At 43.5% G+C, this 17,556-nt stretch carries 16 protein-coding genes; 4 read left to right on the top strand and 12 right to left on the bottom strand.

Going from position 1 to position 17,556, the window contains the following annotated elements; all coding sequences use genetic code 11:
- Positions 1–553 precede the first annotated feature (553 nt).
- The 4 genes from AACV20_RS03910 to AACV20_RS03895 all read left to right on the top strand — a co-directional run bounded on the left by AACV20_RS03910 (position 554) and on the right by AACV20_RS03895 (position 4,724).
- Positions 554–2,026 (top strand): aminoacyl-histidine dipeptidase, encoded by a 1,473-nt coding sequence (locus AACV20_RS03910; protein ID WP_170906917.1) that lies wholly within the window; start codon positions 554–556, stop codon positions 2,024–2,026.
- A gap of 295 nt (positions 2,027–2,321) precedes the next feature.
- Positions 2,322–2,762 carry an ATP-dependent zinc protease family protein gene (locus AACV20_RS03905; protein ID WP_017049719.1) on the top strand — a complete coding sequence of 147 codons (441 nt, stop codon included), beginning with the start codon at positions 2,322–2,324 and terminating at the stop codon, positions 2,760–2,762.
- The gene (rimK, locus tag AACV20_RS03900) at positions 2,762–3,667 is read left to right on the top strand and encodes a 30S ribosomal protein S6--L-glutamate ligase (protein ID WP_010320145.1); all 906 of its coding nucleotides are present in this window, start codon (positions 2,762–2,764) and stop codon (positions 3,665–3,667) included. The genes AACV20_RS03905 and rimK overlap by 1 nt, the downstream gene beginning before the upstream one ends.
- Positions 3,627–4,724 carry a succinylglutamate desuccinylase/aspartoacylase family protein gene (locus AACV20_RS03895; RefSeq protein ID WP_088718002.1) on the top strand — a complete coding sequence of 366 codons (1,098 nt, stop codon included), beginning with the start codon at positions 3,627–3,629 and terminating at the stop codon, positions 4,722–4,724. The genes rimK and AACV20_RS03895 overlap by 41 nt, the downstream gene beginning before the upstream one ends.
- Positions 4,725–4,830: 106 nt before the next feature.
- Here AACV20_RS03895 and AACV20_RS03890 read toward each other — a convergent pair whose 3' ends face one another.
- The 12 genes from AACV20_RS03890 to AACV20_RS03835 form a co-directional block, all read right to left on the bottom strand.
- Positions 4,831–6,186, bottom strand: coding sequence for a sodium-dependent transporter (locus AACV20_RS03890; RefSeq protein WP_026027641.1), 1,356 nt, complete (start codon positions 6,184–6,186; stop codon positions 4,831–4,833).
- A gap of 126 nt (positions 6,187–6,312) precedes the next feature.
- On the bottom strand, positions 6,313–7,869 hold the full coding sequence (locus AACV20_RS03885) for a diguanylate cyclase (protein WP_170906916.1): 1,557 nt from the start codon (positions 7,867–7,869) through the stop codon (positions 6,313–6,315).
- A 65-nt stretch (positions 7,870–7,934) separates the two neighbouring features.
- Complete coding sequence (locus tag AACV20_RS03880; protein WP_088729108.1) at positions 7,935–8,678, bottom strand: YggN family protein; 744 nt, start codon at positions 8,676–8,678, stop codon at positions 7,935–7,937.
- A 142-nt stretch (positions 8,679–8,820) separates the two neighbouring features.
- On the bottom strand, positions 8,821–9,885 hold the full coding sequence (dinB, locus tag AACV20_RS03875) for a DNA polymerase IV (RefSeq protein ID WP_088729109.1): 1,065 nt from the start codon (positions 9,883–9,885) through the stop codon (positions 8,821–8,823).
- A 116-nt stretch (positions 9,886–10,001) separates the two neighbouring features.
- A complete protein-coding gene (nqrM, locus tag AACV20_RS03870; RefSeq protein ID WP_013856179.1) occupies positions 10,002–10,235 on the bottom strand; it encodes a (Na+)-NQR maturation NqrM in 234 nt (77 codons plus the stop codon).
- A gap of 8 nt (positions 10,236–10,243) precedes the next feature.
- Entirely contained in the window at positions 10,244–11,251 is a 1,008-nt protein-coding gene (locus tag AACV20_RS03865) for an FAD:protein FMN transferase (RefSeq protein WP_088729111.1), read from the bottom strand.
- A 196-nt stretch (positions 11,252–11,447) separates the two neighbouring features.
- Complete coding sequence (gene nqrF / locus AACV20_RS03860; RefSeq protein ID WP_013856176.1) at positions 11,448–12,671, bottom strand: NADH:ubiquinone reductase (Na(+)-transporting) subunit F; 1,224 nt, start codon at positions 12,669–12,671, stop codon at positions 11,448–11,450.
- A 33-nt stretch (positions 12,672–12,704) separates the two neighbouring features.
- Complete coding sequence (gene nqrE, locus AACV20_RS03855) at positions 12,705–13,301, bottom strand: NADH:ubiquinone reductase (Na(+)-transporting) subunit E (protein ID WP_013856175.1); 597 nt, start codon at positions 13,299–13,301, stop codon at positions 12,705–12,707.
- 7 nt (positions 13,302–13,308) lie between these two features.
- Positions 13,309–13,941 carry an NADH:ubiquinone reductase (Na(+)-transporting) subunit D gene (locus tag AACV20_RS03850; RefSeq protein WP_013856174.1) on the bottom strand — a complete coding sequence of 211 codons (633 nt, stop codon included), beginning with the start codon at positions 13,939–13,941 and terminating at the stop codon, positions 13,309–13,311.
- A complete protein-coding gene (locus AACV20_RS03845; protein ID WP_013856173.1) occupies positions 13,941–14,708 on the bottom strand; it encodes a Na(+)-translocating NADH-quinone reductase subunit C in 768 nt (255 codons plus the stop codon). The genes AACV20_RS03850 and AACV20_RS03845 overlap by 1 nt, the downstream gene beginning before the upstream one ends.
- Positions 14,698–15,942: an NADH:ubiquinone reductase (Na(+)-transporting) subunit B gene (locus AACV20_RS03840; protein WP_013856172.1), complete on the bottom strand. Its 1,245-nt coding sequence runs from the start codon at positions 15,940–15,942 to the stop codon at positions 14,698–14,700. The genes AACV20_RS03845 and AACV20_RS03840 overlap by 11 nt, the downstream gene beginning before the upstream one ends.
- Before the next feature lie 5 nt (positions 15,943–15,947).
- Positions 15,948–17,288 (bottom strand): Na(+)-translocating NADH-quinone reductase subunit A, encoded by a 1,341-nt coding sequence (locus AACV20_RS03835; RefSeq protein WP_026027642.1) that lies wholly within the window; start codon positions 17,286–17,288, stop codon positions 15,948–15,950.
- Between the last annotated feature and the right edge of the window lie 268 nt (positions 17,289–17,556).

Raw genomic sequence — 17,556 nt, 5'->3', positions numbered from 1 at the left:
ATAACCAAAGCTTGTTGGGTAAGCAAAGTTGCCAGTGTAAACAGACTTGTTTGTCCAGAACATTGCTGATGGTAAACCTTTCATAACTATCACCTTATAAAATCAATTGAACATAAATTTGATTTCTCGGTTCCATGGAGGCGATAAACGGACTCATCCTTTGAGCATTTTTTCTTCGCTTTCGAAGTTGGTTACAAATATACCACCAAGAAATTAAATTACAATATTTAGAGTGATAAAAATCACATAATTTTATTTTAATGATCTACATCAACAGATTTAAGTAATTAAATTACACAAATATCAGCAAAAAATGATTATTAGGCGGTAAGGGGAAGAATCTCATCGCCGATTGTGTCATCTCTTCTATACGCTACAGTCGATTTAATGTGACACCAATAAAACAATTCTCAAGCGGCGAGGCTACTCGCCGATTGTCGAGAGTGGTATGCTGTCCACCACTACAAGTCATGCTCAGATCTAGTCGATATCGCTACCAAAGAAACATTTCGCCTGTTCATGATCTGGCAAGCTCGAATAAAAGGAGTATTCCGTGTCTGAGTTCTATTCTGAAATCAGTAAATTGTCATCGGCACCCGTATGGCAATTTTTCGATAAAATCTGTTCCATTCCTCACCCGTCTAAGCATGAAGAAGCCTTAGCCCAACACATCATCCAGTGGGCGACAGAGCAGGGTTTAGCGGTACGCCGAGATCCAACCGGTAACGTTTTCATAAAAAAACCAGCGACAGCTGGCATGGAACATAAGAAAGGTGTGGTTCTACAAGCTCATATTGATATGGTGCCGCAAAAAAACGAAGACACGCAGCACGACTTTGCTAAGGACCCTATCCAACCGTATATCGATGGCGAATGGGTAACAGCCAAAGGAACCACTTTAGGTGCCGATAACGGTATGGGTATGGCAGCATGTTTGGCTGTTCTCGCGTCAAAAGAGCTCAAGCACGGTCCTATTGAGGTGTTACTGACGATTGATGAAGAAGCGGGTATGACAGGTGCTTTCGGCCTTGAAGCGGGTTGGTTAGAAGGAGAGATCCTGCTCAATACTGATTCAGAACAAGAGGGCGAAGTGTATATGGGCTGTGCTGGTGGTATTGATGGCGCAATGACTTTTAATATCCAACGACAAGCCATGCCTGCTGGTTACGTAACACATCAATTGATTTTGAAAGGGTTAAAAGGAGGTCACTCTGGGTGTGACGTCCATACTGGCCGTGGGAATGCTAACAAGCTACTGGCTCGCTTTCTTGCTAGTCACGCACAAGAACTTGATTTACGTTTGATCGAGTTTCGCGGTGGTAGCCTACGCAACGCCATTCCTCGAGAAGCGTTTGTCACCGTGGCCATTCCTGCCGAAAATGGGGTAAAACTGGATGAGCTATTTAGCACCTATACCCAGCTAGTGCAAGAAGAGCTTGGACGCGTCGAAACAGGAATTGTCACTTTCAACAACCCGCAAGACAATGCGGAAAATGTCTTCGCTCTTGTTGATCAACAACGTTTTATTGCCGCATTAAACGCGTGTCCAAACGGTGTGATCCGGATGAGCGATGAAATTGAAGGCGTGGTTGAAACCTCATTGAATGTCGGTGTGATTACTACACAAGAAAACTGTGTGACTGTGTTATGCCTTATTCGTTCTCTGATTGATTCAGGTCGCCAACAGGTTGAAAGCATGCTCAAATCCGTTGCTGAGCTAGCGAATGCGGAAATTGCCTTTACTGGTGCTTATCCGGGCTGGAAACCAGATGCCGATTCAGAGATCATGGCTATTTTCAGAGACATGTACCAAGGTATTTACGGTCATAAACCGAATATAATGGTGATCCATGCTGGCCTAGAATGTGGTCTTTTCAAAAAACCTTACCCAGAAATGGATATGGTTTCGTTTGGCCCAACCATTAAATTCCCTCACTCACCGGATGAGAAAGTGAAGATCGACACAGTCGACCTTTTCTGGGAGCAAATGGTTGCCCTACTAGAGCATATTCCAGCGAAAGCTTAACCCACTCTGATGTCGAATTCTTCAACCAGCGTGTAATAGCAAGTTGATGAATATCTTGCTTTGGCAGCGGAATTCGGCATCAATCCTTACCTCTTTTTCTATCAATTAATTTTATCGATAAGGCAAATTAATTTCATTAGCGCACATTTTTTGTGACTGCTAGAGTTCGCCCCCTTGAAGTTCCTAGAGTTATTCACCACACTCTCTTCAAGCGATAACACCATTTAAAAGTTGTATCGGGGATGCGGCTACTCCTTAGCGGCGTCTTACATTCTCCAAAAATATTGAAACTGCGATGAAAGAAAAAATGATTGTCGGATGGCGAGAAACTCTCAGCCTTCCAGGGTTAGGTATTGAGCAAATTAATGCCAAAGTCGATACCGGAGCCCGCACGTCGTGCTTACACGCATTTAAGGTAGAGAGCTTCACCAAGGAAGAGACTCTTTGGGTTCGCTTTTGGATCCACCCTGTGCAGCGCAATAATGACAAGGTCACAGTGTGCGAAGCTAAAGTCATTGATGAACGAATCGTCCGTGATTCCGGTGGCCATGAAGAGTCACGTTACGTTATTCAATCAGACGTCAGTTTGGGCGGCCAAACTTGGCCCATTGAAATAACGTTAACCAATCGCGAAAATATGGGTTTTCGTATGCTATTAGGTCGCACCGCAATGCACCGTCGAATTTTAGTTAATCCAACTAAATCGTTTTTAATCGCTTTCGAGGAGAGCAAATAATGAAAATTGGTATTCTGTCACGTAATGCTTCGTTGTATTCAACAAAGCGTCTGATTGAAGCGTGTAAAAGCCGTGGCCACCAAGTCAAAGTGATTGATGGGCTGCGTTGCTATATGAATATCAATTCTGAAAAACCCGAAATTCACTTTAAAGGTGAAGAGTTAGCGGGTTTTGATGCAGTCATTCCTCGTATTGGTGCATCCGTTACGTTTTACGGTACTGCAGTATTACGCCAATTTGAAATGATGGGGGTTTATCCCGTCAATGAATCTGTGGCTATTAGCCGTTCCAGAGATAAACTTCGCTCAATGCAGCTATTGTCTCGTCGCGGCATTGGTATGCCAATTACTGGTTTCGCCAGCAAACCCGATGATGTCAAAGACTTACTCGACATGGTCGGAGGAGCACCGGTAGTAATTAAATTACTTGAAGGAACTCAAGGCATCGGTGTAGTGTTAGCGGAAACACGCAAAGCAGCAGAAAGTGTGATCGAAGCGTTCATGGGCTTGAAAGCCAATATCATGGTGCAAGAGTACATCAAAGAGGCTGGTGGCGCCGATATTCGCTGTTTCGTTATTGGCGACAAAGTTATCGCAGCCATGAAACGGCAAGGTGCCGATGGTGAGTTTCGCTCTAACCTACACCGCGGCGGAACGGCCTCTTTGGTAAAAATCACCCCTCTAGAACGTAAGACGGCTATCGATGCGGCGAAGATTATGGGTCTCAATGTTGCGGGGGTGGATCTTTTGCGATCGGAACGTGGCCCATTAGTGATGGAAGTCAATTCATCGCCAGGTCTTGAAGGTATTGAAGCCGCTACTGGTAAAGATATCGCCGGGTTGATTGTCGAATTTATTGAAAAAAATGCGGCAACGAAAGGGACAAAAACACGTGGCAAAGGTTAGGAAAAACACAGCATTTCATTTCCTGGGGGATTCAGTTCCCCCAGGAACGCGCAAGGCAATGGAGCTAGAAGCGGCTAAGCTTTATACACACTCGCCACTCTCTATCCCTATCGAAATCATTAATGGAATATCCACTGGCCCAACCTTAATGGTCAATGCCGCCATCCATGGTGATGAACTGAACGGCGTTGAAATAGTCCGTCAACTGATCAACTCCATCGACCCGCAAAAACTAAAAGGGACACTGATTGTTGTCCCCATCGTCAATGCCTTTGGCTTTATTCATAAATCTCGCTACCTTCCTGATCGACGCGATCTCAATCGCTGTTTCCCTGGAAGTGAAACTGGCTCCCTCGCCTCTCGCATTGCACATACTTTCTTTTCCCAAGTCGCTTTACGTTGTGATTACATCATCGACCTGCATACTGGTGCTATTCATCGCACGAATTTGCCACAAATCCGCGCCGATCTCACTAATCCTGAAACCTTGCGTATTGCCCAAGCATTTGCAACCCCAGTGATCATCGACTCTCCACTGCGTAATGGCTCGCTCAGAAGTGAAGCAGAGAAATCAGGCATCACAGTATTAACTTATGAAGCAGGTGAAGCGCTAAAATTTGAACCTATTGCCATCAATGCGGGTATTGTCGGTGTGAAACGCACCATGCAAGCCATTGGTATGATGCGCAAAAGTCGCAAGGCCGTACCGACATCGATCATCGCAAAATCAACCAGTTGGCTCAGAGCCGAAAGCGATGGCATCTTGCGCACTGTGGTGACACTTGGTGACAAGGTCGAAAAAGGACAAGTGCTTGCCTATATCAACTCACCGCTTGGTCATGTTGAAGTAGAATTAAGAGCCAATAAGGGGGGTATTGTGATTGGCCAACAAACTCTGCCTCTTGTTAATGAAGGAGATGCCGTATTCCATCTCGCCTACTTCTCGCAAAGCGATGAGATGGTTGAGCAAGTCGTGGGCGATTTTATTGAAGAGGTCGCAGACAGCGATTTAGAACCTCTGACCACGGGACACTTGATGCCACCGTCGATGGTCTAAATTGTCGATAAGTCTAAACAATAGAGAAATATAAGTTCAATAATAAAGCCCTTATTCAAAGGGCTTTATGCTGTTTAAGCGTGGGTGGGAGGAAGAAAGTAATTCATTAACCGAACGAAGCCCAAATCACCGTAGCCACTAATACAGGGCAGACAAATTTCACGTACCAAGGCCAGATTTTACCAAACCAACCCAATTGGAACTCAGGGAAACCTTGTTCTAACTCTTTGACCTTCGCGTGACGACGCCATACCCAACCGCCAAATAGGCAGAACATCAACGCTGCTGTCGGCTGCAAATATTGCGTCGCAACCGTTGCCACTAAGCCAAATAGCGCACCAAAATTATAAACAATAACGACACTGACTAGCGCAATTAACGCGCCTAATACCCAGCTTGTTGGTGCGCGTTTCGTATTAAAACGCTCGCTGACTAAGGCTACAGGGCATTCCAGCATAGAGATAGAAGAGGTTAACGCGGCGATCGTCAGTAAAGTGAAAAATACGATAGCAAACACCTGCCCCATCCAACCAAGGCTATCAAACATCAATGGCAACACGGTAAAAACGAGCGTATCTGAATTTAGTAAAGAACCGTCAGCGGCATAGATTTCCACCCCTTTATGCATCGCAACAAACATCGCAGGCAGCACAACAAGGCCAGCAATGAAAGCCACGGCGGTATCAACTAAAGTCACATTTAGTGCCATCTTCGGCAGGTTTTCTTGCTTACTCAGATAAGATCCGTAAATCAACATCGAGCAGCCACCAATGGTTAATGAAAAAAAGCCTTGTCCCATTGCCGCCAGTAAGAGATGTCTGTCAAACACCTTTGAAAAATCAGGGACCAAATAGTGTTGTAAACCTTCCATCGCACCAGTTTGCATCATGATGTAAACAAACAGCACACCAAACAGTACAAACAATGCAGGCATTAAACGCGTTGACCATTTTTCAATCCCGTCTTTAACACCACCTTGCACGATTAGAATCGTCAAAATATAAAACACTAAGGTTCCGAATAAGTTACGCTCAACACTAAACCCTTTCAACCAAGCTGTGATTTCCACAAAACCCAATAACTCTGTCATCGCACCGAGTAAAAAGCAGATTAGCCAGCCACCGACGATGCTGTAAAACGCCAGTACCGCACTCGGAACACTCAAACCAATCCAACCGACAAAGCCACCGACCATTTTACCTAGTGGATGAGGCGTTAATGAGCGCATGCTATCAACAGGATTTGCTTGCCCAAAACGGCCTATCGCCATTTCAACCACTAACATAGGGAAGGCAACGACCATGATCATCACCAAATAAACCAATAAGAATGCGCCGCCGCCGTTGCTTGCCGCTTGGGTTGGAAAGCCCCAGATATTACCTAGGCCAACTGCCGCACCCGCCGCCGCAAGAATAAAACCAAGACGTGAACCAAAATGTTCACGAGAATCAGACTGTGTCATACCACTCACACAAATATCAATAGACTAGTTAGCTAGTACAGTAATGCAGGCAATCAAATAGAGCAATTACACTGCTTATTAATTAAACAAGCATTGCAAAAATAAACAGAATTTACTGCGTAAAGATTATTGAACAGGCAATGTTAACGGGAGATTAGAGGTGAATTTTTGCACGAGATAACGACCTCTTCCTTGTGCTTTGACTGCATAAAGTGCTCTATCAGCCACATGAAAGAAATCTAGATAGTGATTCAACTGTGGGGTATCAATTTCAACCCCTCCAACGCTGATTGAAAGCGTCTTCTTAGCTGGGGAAAATTGGTGGGTAATGCGCAGTGATTCAACCGATTCGATCAGTCGTTTAGCATAAGCTTGACCATCAATTTCGATGTCGCTCGCCAAAACTACACAAAACTCTTCTCCACCAAAGCGAGCAACCAGTTTTTCACCGCCAAAATCCAATTTTTTTAAGCTGGTCGCAACAGATTTCAATGCTTCATCACCCTCTAAGTGGCCGTAGTGATCATTGAACAATTTAAAATAGTCAATATCGATTAAAAACAATACGATATATCTAAATTGATAATCAACAATATAGCTTTTAAAGACCTTTTCTAAACGACGGCGGTTCGCAATACGTGTGAGTGGATCGTGCTCTGATTGCCATTTTAGTTCACGCCGACTGGTTTCCAGCTCCCATACTATTTGGTTCATCGTACGAGAAAACTCTTTCATTTCCTTCGATATGAAGGAGCGCTCACTGGGCATCTTTCCACCCGATGTTTTAAATTGATCCAGCACTTGATTGGCATCATTGATTGGCTTGACTACTTTATTCGCTACAACTAAGTTCAAGAAAAACATTAGGATAGAGAATGAAGCAAGCCCAGACAGCTCCTGCCATTGAATAAACGGTGGGACTTTAACGGTATGACTTATTTTAATTAATACAGTGAGGCGATTACGATAATCAAGCATTTCAAGGTAAGAGATATTATCTTCATGTGGCGCGGCAACGGTTTGATCATTAAGACTTTTGATCAGCATCACTTCCACATTCACCCCAGTTGCAATCACAAGCTCATTGATAAACTGTCCACTGATCCTTTTTAAAAAAAGTAAATAACCTTTGTCGCATTCCTTTGCGTCACTATTACAAACCCGAGAGGTTGCAACGATAAAAGGTTTGTCGTCTATCACGATAAAACTGAGATTCGGTTTGATGAAATCTTTTGGTGCTTTCATCGCGTCCGCTAAAATATCACCAAAATTATATCGAATCGCATCATAACTGGCTTCATGGCCAGTCTCATAGTCGTAGCGCTGGCCCCAAACTAATTGCACATCTGGATTAAAAATAAAAATACCGTCTAATGACTTGGATTCAAAGGTGTGAGTACCAATACTGTCGCGAATAAAATCATCATTAGGCTTAGCAATAAAATCGGCCATTTCATTCCATGCGGCATAATCAGCCAATGATGCCCCCATGTCCGCTTTTTGCATATTAAGAACAGTTCGAACTCGGTTAACCTCACCTCGTTGCAAGGAAAGAGCATCTTCAACGGCGCGATCATAAGACCACATAAACTTAAATAGCAGATAACACAAAATAAACAGCACAACGAAGGCTGTTGAAACTAATGCTGTTAACCGTCTCAAGCTAAAATTATTAAACAACATCCATACCAGTAAATTAACCTAACATCATAGACACAAATAAAGAGCACCGAATGTGCTCTTTAAGTTTAGATGGTAAAGACTTGATAATCTTTTAATACTGGTATTTTTTGGTGCAGTTGTTGTTCCTGCTCAACCATATCATTAAGAGACTCACAAAAATCACGACTCTCTTTTTGAATTGTGGCGGCGTTTTCTTGAATTCGCTCGGCTAACTTAACTTTTAAGTCCGCCATGGTATCGGTCAATTTTGTGATGTTTAAGCCACCCTCTTCTCTCATTTTCAGTGAAAGGGCATCGAAGGCGCCGGATATAAACTCTTTGTTAAATAAAGCTTTCGCTTTTTCAAAATCATCGGCCCAAGTTTGCGTCATTGATTCAAAAGTCTGCGCAGGGAGAACCAGCTCACCATTTTTGTAATAACGAGATTCAATATTGGCAAAAAAAGCTGCTATGGACTGCTTGGCGCTATCGAAGGCGTTGGGAGATTCAATACTTTTCGCAACATCATCCAAAATATCATTCGCCAACGCTAAGCCATCACTCGCCATCTGTTTTACTTTAGGCAATGAAGCATTCATGCTTTCTCTATACTGTTCAAGGGCCGTTTTCTGGTCACTGTCGAGCTCCATCTTTTCACCACGGATATAAAGATTGTTCTGTGTATCCATCAAAACAGTGTCGGTGCTCGTTTTGAGAATTTCAACCTTATCACCATCAAGGTGAACTTCATGGTTCACATCAACTCGGCACTGCGCTGCCCACAAAGGGGAGCTCAACAACATTAAAGTGACTAACACTACTTTTTTCATTGTTTTCTCTCATCGATCGTTTTATGACTAACCATATCAGGTGTGGATATTTGATGAGTTAGTATTTCTCGCTAGCAATATAAATGATTTCGACCTAAAAACCGTCAATTTAATGACATAAATGTTAGTTTGTTTCACTAATTTAAAAAAAACTGAGCTGCTTATTGAGCATTTCTGGCTTTAACATCACTTGTAAACCAAGTAAGCGAATTTCTCGCCCATTTTGCCGCAACAAAATATTCTCCAAAAGGGTTCGAAAATCATTGAGCTCTAACTGTGGATGAAGATGCTCAATCGTCGTAAGTTGAAAATCGGCAAACTTGACTTTGATCCCTTGTTTGACAATCGCCCCATCAACACTCGCTCTGTCTAACCTCGCTTTTATCTCTGGATAGAGATGATGTTCAATCACCTGCCAGCACTCTTCATAACTTGAGATATTTTGACTAAATGTTCTTTCGACACCTAATGATTTGCGCTCCCTCTCTGTCACGACTTCGCGATTATCAATTCCATGACTTTTCTTCCATAGTGAAGCGCCTAATCTGCCAAAGTTACGAAGTAGCTCTCGATAGTCCGTTAGCTTGATATCTTCACACTTATAAAAACCCGCTTGGTGCAACTTTTCCAGACTAACCTTACCGACACCGGGTATTTTCTCTAGCGGCAATGAATCGACCACCTGCTGTACTTTATCGGGTGGTATTACAAATTGACCGTTAGGCTTATTCATATCAGAGGCCACTTTAGCCAAAAATTTTACAGGTGCTACACCTGCAGAGGCTGTCAGTTGAAGTTCGTTATGAATATCATAGCGAATAGCTTGAGCTATCAATGTTGCGCTTCCTTGACATAGCGGTGAATCACTCACATCAAGAAATGCTTCATCTAATGATAACGGCTCAATAATGGAAGTATAACGTTCGAATATCTGTCGGATTTGAATGGAAATAGCTTTGTATACCGACATCCGCCCCGGAACCACCAGCAGATTGGGGCATAATTTTAAGGCTTGAGCAGTCGGCATTGCGGAACGAACGCCAAATTTCCTCGCCTCATAATTGCAAGTACTTAACACACCACGCTGCTTTTCATGACCACCAACGGCTAGAGGGCGATGCCTATATTCGGGGTTATCACGCATTTCTACCGCAGCGTAGAAACAATCCATATCAATATGGATAATTTTTTTGATTTTATTTTCCAATTCAAAACCATTAAAAGACTGTATACATAAACAGTATATTCTTGGTTTCTATGGATTGAAATGAATTGCTTTTAAAAATTAAAGAGCCTGCACAAAACAGGCTCTTTAATCGTAGCTCAGGCGATACGATCTTTTTCCCAATGCGCTAACTTTTCAGCTCTTGCTGCGGCCTTAGCTTCGCGTTTTTTACGTGCATCACAAGGCTCTGGGCAATTGCACACTTTTTCAATGCCAACAGCACCTAATCCACCACAACTGCCTTTGACTACTTTCTTTTGAAAGACATAGCCAACCGCCATCGCGGCAATGACACACAGAAATACACTGAATGTAATGAAAAAAGTATTCATAACTTAACTCACTTTTTATTTAGAAATGGCTTAAATGCGCTGGAGGCAATCTCTTCAAAACCTTGTTCTGTTTTCACAATCATGAACACAGGAATATTGTATTGCTCTGCAACCTCAATACCTTTCGTCTCTCCTAGTACCATTAATCCAGTCGCTAGGCCATCTGCCGTCATTGAAGATGCGTCCAAAACGGTAACCGATACCACTTTATTATGGATGGGTTTTCCAGTGATTGGATTGATAATGTGAGAATAACGCACACCATCTTGCTCAAAATAATTGCGGTAATCACCTGAAGTGGCAATTGCCAGATCACCAGGTTCAATGATCTCTTGAGCGGTACGTTCATCAACTGTCGGTTTTTCTATGGCGATTCGCCAAGGTACGCCTTCTCGATTTACGCCTTTTAAGCGCATCTCACCACCGACTTCAACCATGTAATTGGCAATGCCTTGTGATTGAATGTAGTCAGCGACCACGTCGACTCCCCATCCTTTCGCAATAGTTGAAAGGTCCACATAGAGATTAGGAAGATCTTTACTTAACGTAGTGTCGGTTGCGCTAAGATGCTCAATGCCTATGTTGGTTTTACGCTCAGCCAATTCTGCATCGCTTGGCACCACATCAGGACGAGCTTCAGGGCCAAAACCCCATAGGTTAACCAAAGGACCAACAGTGACATCCAATGCACCTAAAGTAAGACCGTTAAGACGCAGCGCTTCTTTCACCACGGTTGCGGTTTGAGAAGAAACCGTAAAAGGTTCCGTTCCTTGATATTGATTAAAACGGCTGAGCTCAGAATCTTTACGATAGGTCGACATTTGATCGTTCACTTCTTCCAATAACCGATCAACTTCCTTTTGGAGAGCCTCCGAGCTAGGGATACCTTCAGCTTTCAGGTACTTAATATTGTAAGTCGTGCCCATAGTAGGGCCACTGAGATGAACTTGCTCAACCGATTTTTCACAACCCGCCAAGATGAATAGAGAAGCTAACGCAACAAGCCATTTTTTCACTTGTTTACTCCTAAAAATGAAAGTGAATATAGAAAAGAAGTGGTTATAGAAAAGAAATTCCTACACCTATTTTCTATGTTAACTGAGTTGGAATTCAAAGCCACAAGGCAAAGGCAAAACTAAAACTAAAACTAAAACTAAAAAAACAATGGCTGACTCATCAGAGCCAGCCATAGGTTTTACTTACTTCAGTGAATTAACCACCGAAGTCATCAAGAAGGATGTTCTCATCTTCTACACCAAGGTTTTTCAGCATGCCAATCACAGCCGCATTCATCATCGGTGGACCACACATGTAGTATTCACAATCTTCAGGCGCTTCATGGTCTTTCAGATAGTTTTCATACAATACATTGTGGATGAAACCTGTGTATCCATCCCAGTTATCTTCAGGCATTGGATCAGAAAGCGCACAGTGCCATACGAAATTCGAGTTTTCAGCTGCAAGGCCGTCAAAATCTTCAACGTAGAACATCTCACGCTTAGAGCGCGCACCATACCAGTAAGACATTTTACGGGTAGATTTTAAACGCTTAAGCTGATCGAAGATGTGTGAGCGCATTGGAGCCATGCCCGCACCACCACCGATAAAGACCATTTCTGCATCCGTATCTTTGGCAAAGAACTCACCAAATGGACCAGAAATAGTACATTTATCACCTTCTTTCAGTGACCAAATGTAAGAAGACATCTGACCCGGTGGCACATTGGGATTATTAGGCGGCGGCGTAGCAATACGCACGTTTAGCATAATAATACCGAACTCTTCAGGGTAATTCGCCATTGAGTAAGCACGAATAATGTCTTCATCAACTTTTGACTCGTAGCGGAACAGGTTAAATTTGTCCCAATCGCCACGATACTCTTCTGGCACGTCAAAATCTGAATATTTGATGTGGTGTGCTGGCGCTTCGATCTGAATGTAACCACCAGCACGGAAAGGCACTGACTCGCCATCAGGGATCTGAAGTTTAAGCTCTTTAATGAAGGTGGCTTTGTTGTCGTTAGAGATAACGGTACATTCCCACTTTTTAACACCAAAAATTTCTTCAGGAAGTTCAATATCCATGTCTGTTTTCACAGCCACTTGACACGCTAAACGTTCACCCTCACGAGCTTCACCTTTAGTAATGTGATCAAGTTCAGTCGGAAGAATATCACCACCGCCAGATTTCACTTTTACACGGCATTGACCACAAGAGCCGCCACCACCACACGCCGATGATACAAAGACACCAGAACCTGCAAGTACGCTCAGTAGCTTACCACCTGGATTAGTCACAATAGACTTATCTGCATCACCGTTAATTGAAATTGTAATGTCGCCTGTTGGAACTAGCTTAGATTTAGCAAATAGAATTACCAAAACGAGTGCTAGAACAATCAGGGTAAACATCACTACACCAAGAATAATGTCCATTGACTATTCCTTAATTGTTGCGGTTTACCCGACTTACAGTTGAACACCAGAGAAAGACATAAAGCCTAACGCCATTAGACCCGCCGTGATGAAGGTAATCCCTAAACCACGTAAACCCGGAGGTACATCTGAATATTTCATTTTCTCACGGATACCGGCAAGAGCGACAATCGCTAACATCCAACCCACACCCGAACCGAAACCGTAAACGACGGATTCAGCAAAGTTATAATCACGCTGAACCATGAAAGATACACCACCAAAAATGGCGCAGTTCACTGTGATTAAAGGTAAGAAAATGCCCAGCGCGTTATACAAAGGTGGGAAAAAACGATCCAATATCATCTCTAAGATCTGTACCAATGCGGCAATAACACCGATAAAGGTAATGAAATTTAGAAATGTAAGATCAATATTTTCACCCAATGCACCTGGTTTAAGTAACAAGTTATAAACCAAGTTATTCACTGGTACTGAAATGGTCAGAACAACCGTAACCGCAATCCCTAAACCAAACGATGTCTTTACTTTCTTAGATACAGCAAGAAATGTACACATACCCAAGAAGAAAGAGAGTGCCATGTTTTCGATAAAAATCGATCGAACAAGCAAACTGATATAATGTTCCATAACGCCCTTACTCCTTCGCTTCTAGTTGTTCAGGTTTGAACGTGCGAATCGCCCAAATCATGAAGCCAATTAGGAAGAATGCCGAAGGTGCTAGCAACATCAAACCGTTAGGTTGATACCAGCCACCATCTTTCACAAGAGGTAGAACTTCCATTCCAAATAGCTTGCCTGAACCAAGAAGTTCGCGGAAGAAACCAACAGTGATCAATACAAAACCATAACCCAGACCATTACCGATACCATCGATAAAGGAAGGAATCGGTGCCGACTTCATTGCAAATGCTTCAGCACGGCCCATTACGATACAGTTAGTAATGATCAACCCTACGAACACCGATAGCTGTTTCGAGATATCGTATAAGTAAGCACGTAGGATCTGGTCAACAACAATAACCAATGAAGCAATGATCGCCATCTGAACGATGATACGCACACTGTTAGGTATGTGGTGACGAATTAACGAAACGAATAAGTTAGAGAAAGCCGTTACAAACATAACGGCTAGCGTCATAACAAACGCCGTTTCCAACTTAGTGGTTACCGCAAGGGCAGAACAGACACCAAGCACTTGAAGTGCGATTGGGTTGTTATCCAACACCGGCGCTAGAATGCTCTTTTTAATCTCTTTTGCGCTAGACATTAGTTCAAACCTCCGTCACGAACTTTTGCTAGGAATGGACCAAAGCCCATATCACCTAACCAGAAGTCGAAAGTGTGTTGAACACCGTTACTGGTCAGTGTTGCGCCAGAAAGTCCATCAACGCCATGCTCAGATCCGGCAGGAGCGCCACCTTTCACAACTTTAATTGCAGGTTGGTGGTTGTCATCAAACAATTTCTTGCCAACAAATTGAGCTCGCCATGATGGGTTTTCAACTTCACCACCCAATCCCGGAGTTTCACCTTGTTCGTAGTAAGTAATGCCGGAAACGGTATTACCATCGGTTTCTACAGCCACAAATGCGTACATCATTGACCACAAACCATTACCGTGAACGGGAACAATCACTTTAGAAATCTCGTCGCCACTTTTCACTAGGTAAACAACCCCAGTATTGGCACGACGAATAATCTTCGCTTTATCTTGTTCCGCTGTTAGCTTGATAGATTGAGCTGGGTCTTTAGAAGCTTTGCGTTGATCATAGGCCGTTGCATCGCCATCAACAAAGTTCCCGGTTTTAAAATCAATCAAACGAGGTTCAATGTATTTAGCAAAAAGCTCTGGCACGCTACCAGACTCGTTAATGCCTGCAACTTCAACAATCTTGCTTTGCTTATCAAGTACTGCGTTAACTTTTTGCTTGTCACGCAGGCCAACCGCTGCTGTCGATACGATGATTGAGCACACTAAGCTCAATGCGATAACAACAAACAGCGTTTTTTTAATGCTATCGTTATTACTTGCCATAGCGTGCTAGTCTCCGCTTGATGTTCTTCTCAATCACAATATGGTCAAACAAAGGTGCAAATAGGTTCGCAAATAAGATCGCCAGCATCATACCTTCTGGGTAAGCTGGGTTAACCACACGAATCATCACACACATTGCACCAATCAAAATACCGTATGCCCATTTACCTTTGTTAGTAAATGAAGCCGATACTGGGTCGGTTGCCATGAAGAACATACCAAACGCAAAGCCACCAAGTACTAGGTGCCAATGCCAAGGCATATTAAACATTGCATTTGTGTCTGAACCAATAACATTGAACAGCGTTGATATGGCAATCATACCTACCATAACACCCGCAATAATGCGCCATGAAGCAATGCCCATGTAGACAATAAATGCCGCGCCAATCGCCAGTGCTAACGTCGACACTTCACCGATAGAGCCAGGAATGTTACCAACAAACGCATCCATCCAAGTAATGGCTTCGCCAGTGACCTTATTGATCAGAGCACCGTTACCACCTTGAGCCCATTGGCTTAGCGCCGTTGCACCAGAAAAACCATCTGCAGCTGTCCAAACAACGTCACCAGAGATCTGTGCTGGGTAGGCGAAGAATAGAAAAGCACGACCGGCTAATGCTGGGTTTAGGAAGTTACGCCCGGTACCACCAAAGATTTCTTTGGCAACAACCACGCCAAAGGTAATCCCTAAAGCGGCTTGCCATAAAGGCAGTGTGGGTGGAACAATCAGAGCAAACAAAATTGAAGTTACAAAGAAACCTTCGTTAACTTCATGCTTACGCACCATACAAAACAGCACTTCCCAAAAACCACCGACCAAGAATACCGTGGCGTAGATAGGTAGGAAGTAAGTCGCACCGAGCAGCATCATACTTGCCCAACCGGCTTGCGTACTTAATGTACCGCCAAGCATTTCAGTTAGCCAATAGTGCCAGTTACCACTGATGACTGTCGCCAATTCAGCGCCAGAATACAGATGGTTAAGTGCAGTAATCGATTGGTGACCAACGTTATACATACCCCAGAACATCGCTGGGAATACCGCTAGCCAAACCATGATCATGATGCGTTTGAGGTCAACACTATCACGAACGTGTGAGCTTCGTTTTGTAACTAAACCAGGCGTATAAAAAAGCGTTGCGGCTGCTTCATACAAGGCAAACCATTTTTCATGTTTGCCGCCAGGTTCAAAATGATGCTCGATGTCTTCAAGAAACTTTTTAAGGCCCATGAAAATTACCCTTCCTTCTCAATCTTGTCTAGGCACTCACGAAGTAGCTGACCATATTCGTATTTACCAGGACATACAAAGGTACACAATGCGAGATCTTCTTCGTCCAGTTCAAGGGCACCGAGACGTTGAGCGCTATCGATGTCACCTGCACATAGGTCACGAAGTAGGAGCGTTGGTTCCATATCTAGTGGCAACACTTTTTCATAGTTACCAATAGGTACCATCGCACGATCACTACCATTGGTTGTGGTTGTCATGTTGAACAACTGACCTGTGAATAGATGACCAAGGAAAGAGCGAGTGACTGAGAATTTGTTCTTGCCAGGCATTGCCCAACCAAGAAAATCTTTGTCACGACCTTCACGCAGAACCGATACTTGGAGGTGGTAACGACCAAGATAAGCTACAGGCCCCGCCGCTTTCACACCAGAAAGTACAGAACCAGAGATGACACGAACTTCGCCCGGCATCAATTCGTTATCCGTTAACTCTTCGAGGCTAGCACCAATCTGAGTACGGACAAGACGAGGTTTGTTGACTACGGGTCCTGCAAGCGACACCACTCGTTGTGTGTATAGCTCACCGGTTAAGAACAATTGACCAAACGCAATCACGTCTTGGTAATTGATGCTCCACGCCACATTGACTGCATTTACTGGATAGAGGAAATGCATGTGAGTCCCTACAAGACCTGCAGGGTGTGGGCCATCAAACACATGTTCTTCAACGTTTGGCTGTGAAGAGCGTGGTAAGCTAGTACCAGATTTACAGACGTAAACCTTGCCCTCAGTCAGAGTTGAAAGGATATCGAGACCAGCGACGAATGCTTCAGATTGCTCATTAATGATCGTCTCAGGTTTTGCCGCTAATGGATTGGTATCCATTGCTGTCACAAAAATAGCCTGAGTTGAAGACTCAATTGCTGGAACCTTGCTAAACGGACGAGTACGCAACGCAGTCCAAAGACCAGACTCAACTAACTGAGTTTTAACCGTTTGACGGTCAATACTTGCTAGTTGGCTAGCTTCAAAGCTATCGAACGTGATTTGCTCATCACCTGCCACTTCAATCACAACGGATTGTAGGACACGTTTGGCGCCACGATTGACTTCGATAACCTTACCGCTTGCTGGTGAAGTAAATTTAACACCCGGATTCTTTTTATCTTCAAAAAGAATTTGAGCTTTCTTTACTTCATCGCCTACGCGAACATGCATGGTAGGACGCATGCCAACGTACTCTTCGCCAAGCAAGGCGACTTTAGTGATGGTCTTACCATCATTAATCACCTGGGAAGGAGTTCCTGCAATAGGAAGGTCCAAACCCCTTTTTATTGTAATCATACGCACTTGCACTATTTTATCGGGAAAAAGATTCTTTTAATTGCGTAAGTTCAAGGCTTGTTTATCTTTCATGGTCGTTCTTGATAAGAGGCCAAATGAAAGTTAAACCAGCCTTAGACACGACATTTCTGTGTCCGATTTTGGCTTGTTTTAAACGCCAGAACCGCAACATCCTTTTAATAACCTCATCACAAGTATGGTATGAGATCCATTAGGTGCAATAGTCTAGCATTTTTTCGGAACCTGATGCCATGACCAATCCTCTGAT

The organism is Vibrio sp. B4-6, assembly GCF_963888245.1.
GTDB classification, from domain to species: domain Bacteria; phylum Pseudomonadota; class Gammaproteobacteria; order Enterobacterales; family Vibrionaceae; genus Vibrio; species Vibrio anguillarum.
This window is presented reverse-complemented; position numbering and strand designations above follow the sequence as displayed.

What these genes read in the sequence shown, in the direction of transcription:
- nqrF (WP_013856176.1), bottom strand. Translation starts at nt 12,671, where the DNA reads ATGGACATTATTCTTGGTGTAGTGATGTTTACCCTGATTGTTCTAGCA.
- AACV20_RS03835 (WP_026027642.1), bottom strand. Translation starts at nt 17,288, where the DNA reads ATGATTACAATAAAAAGGGGTTTGGACCTTCCTATTGCAGGAACTCCT.
- nqrE (WP_013856175.1), bottom strand. Translation starts at nt 13,301, where the DNA reads ATGGAACATTATATCAGTTTGCTTGTTCGATCGATTTTTATCGAAAAC.
- AACV20_RS03895 (WP_088718002.1), top strand. Translation starts at nt 3,627, where the DNA reads ATGCGGCAACGAAAGGGACAAAAACACGTGGCAAAGGTTAGGAAAAAC.
- rimK (WP_010320145.1), top strand. Translation starts at nt 2,762, where the DNA reads ATGAAAATTGGTATTCTGTCACGTAATGCTTCGTTGTATTCAACAAAG.
- nqrM (WP_013856179.1), bottom strand. Translation starts at nt 10,235, where the DNA reads ATGAATACTTTTTTCATTACATTCAGTGTATTTCTGTGTGTCATTGCC.
- AACV20_RS03850 (WP_013856174.1), bottom strand. Translation starts at nt 13,941, where the DNA reads ATGTCTAGCGCAAAAGAGATTAAAAAGAGCATTCTAGCGCCGGTGTTG.
- AACV20_RS03880 (WP_088729108.1), bottom strand. Translation starts at nt 8,678, where the DNA reads ATGAAAAAAGTAGTGTTAGTCACTTTAATGTTGTTGAGCTCCCCTTTG.
- AACV20_RS03905 (WP_017049719.1), top strand. Translation starts at nt 2,322, where the DNA reads ATGAAAGAAAAAATGATTGTCGGATGGCGAGAAACTCTCAGCCTTCCA.
- AACV20_RS03885 (WP_170906916.1), bottom strand. Translation starts at nt 7,869, where the DNA reads ATGTTGTTTAATAATTTTAGCTTGAGACGGTTAACAGCATTAGTTTCA.
- AACV20_RS03840 (WP_013856172.1), bottom strand. Translation starts at nt 15,942, where the DNA reads ATGGGCCTTAAAAAGTTTCTTGAAGACATCGAGCATCATTTTGAACCT.
- AACV20_RS03890 (WP_026027641.1), bottom strand. Translation starts at nt 6,186, where the DNA reads ATGACACAGTCTGATTCTCGTGAACATTTTGGTTCACGTCTTGGTTTT.
- AACV20_RS03845 (WP_013856173.1), bottom strand. Translation starts at nt 14,708, where the DNA reads ATGGCAAGTAATAACGATAGCATTAAAAAAACGCTGTTTGTTGTTATC.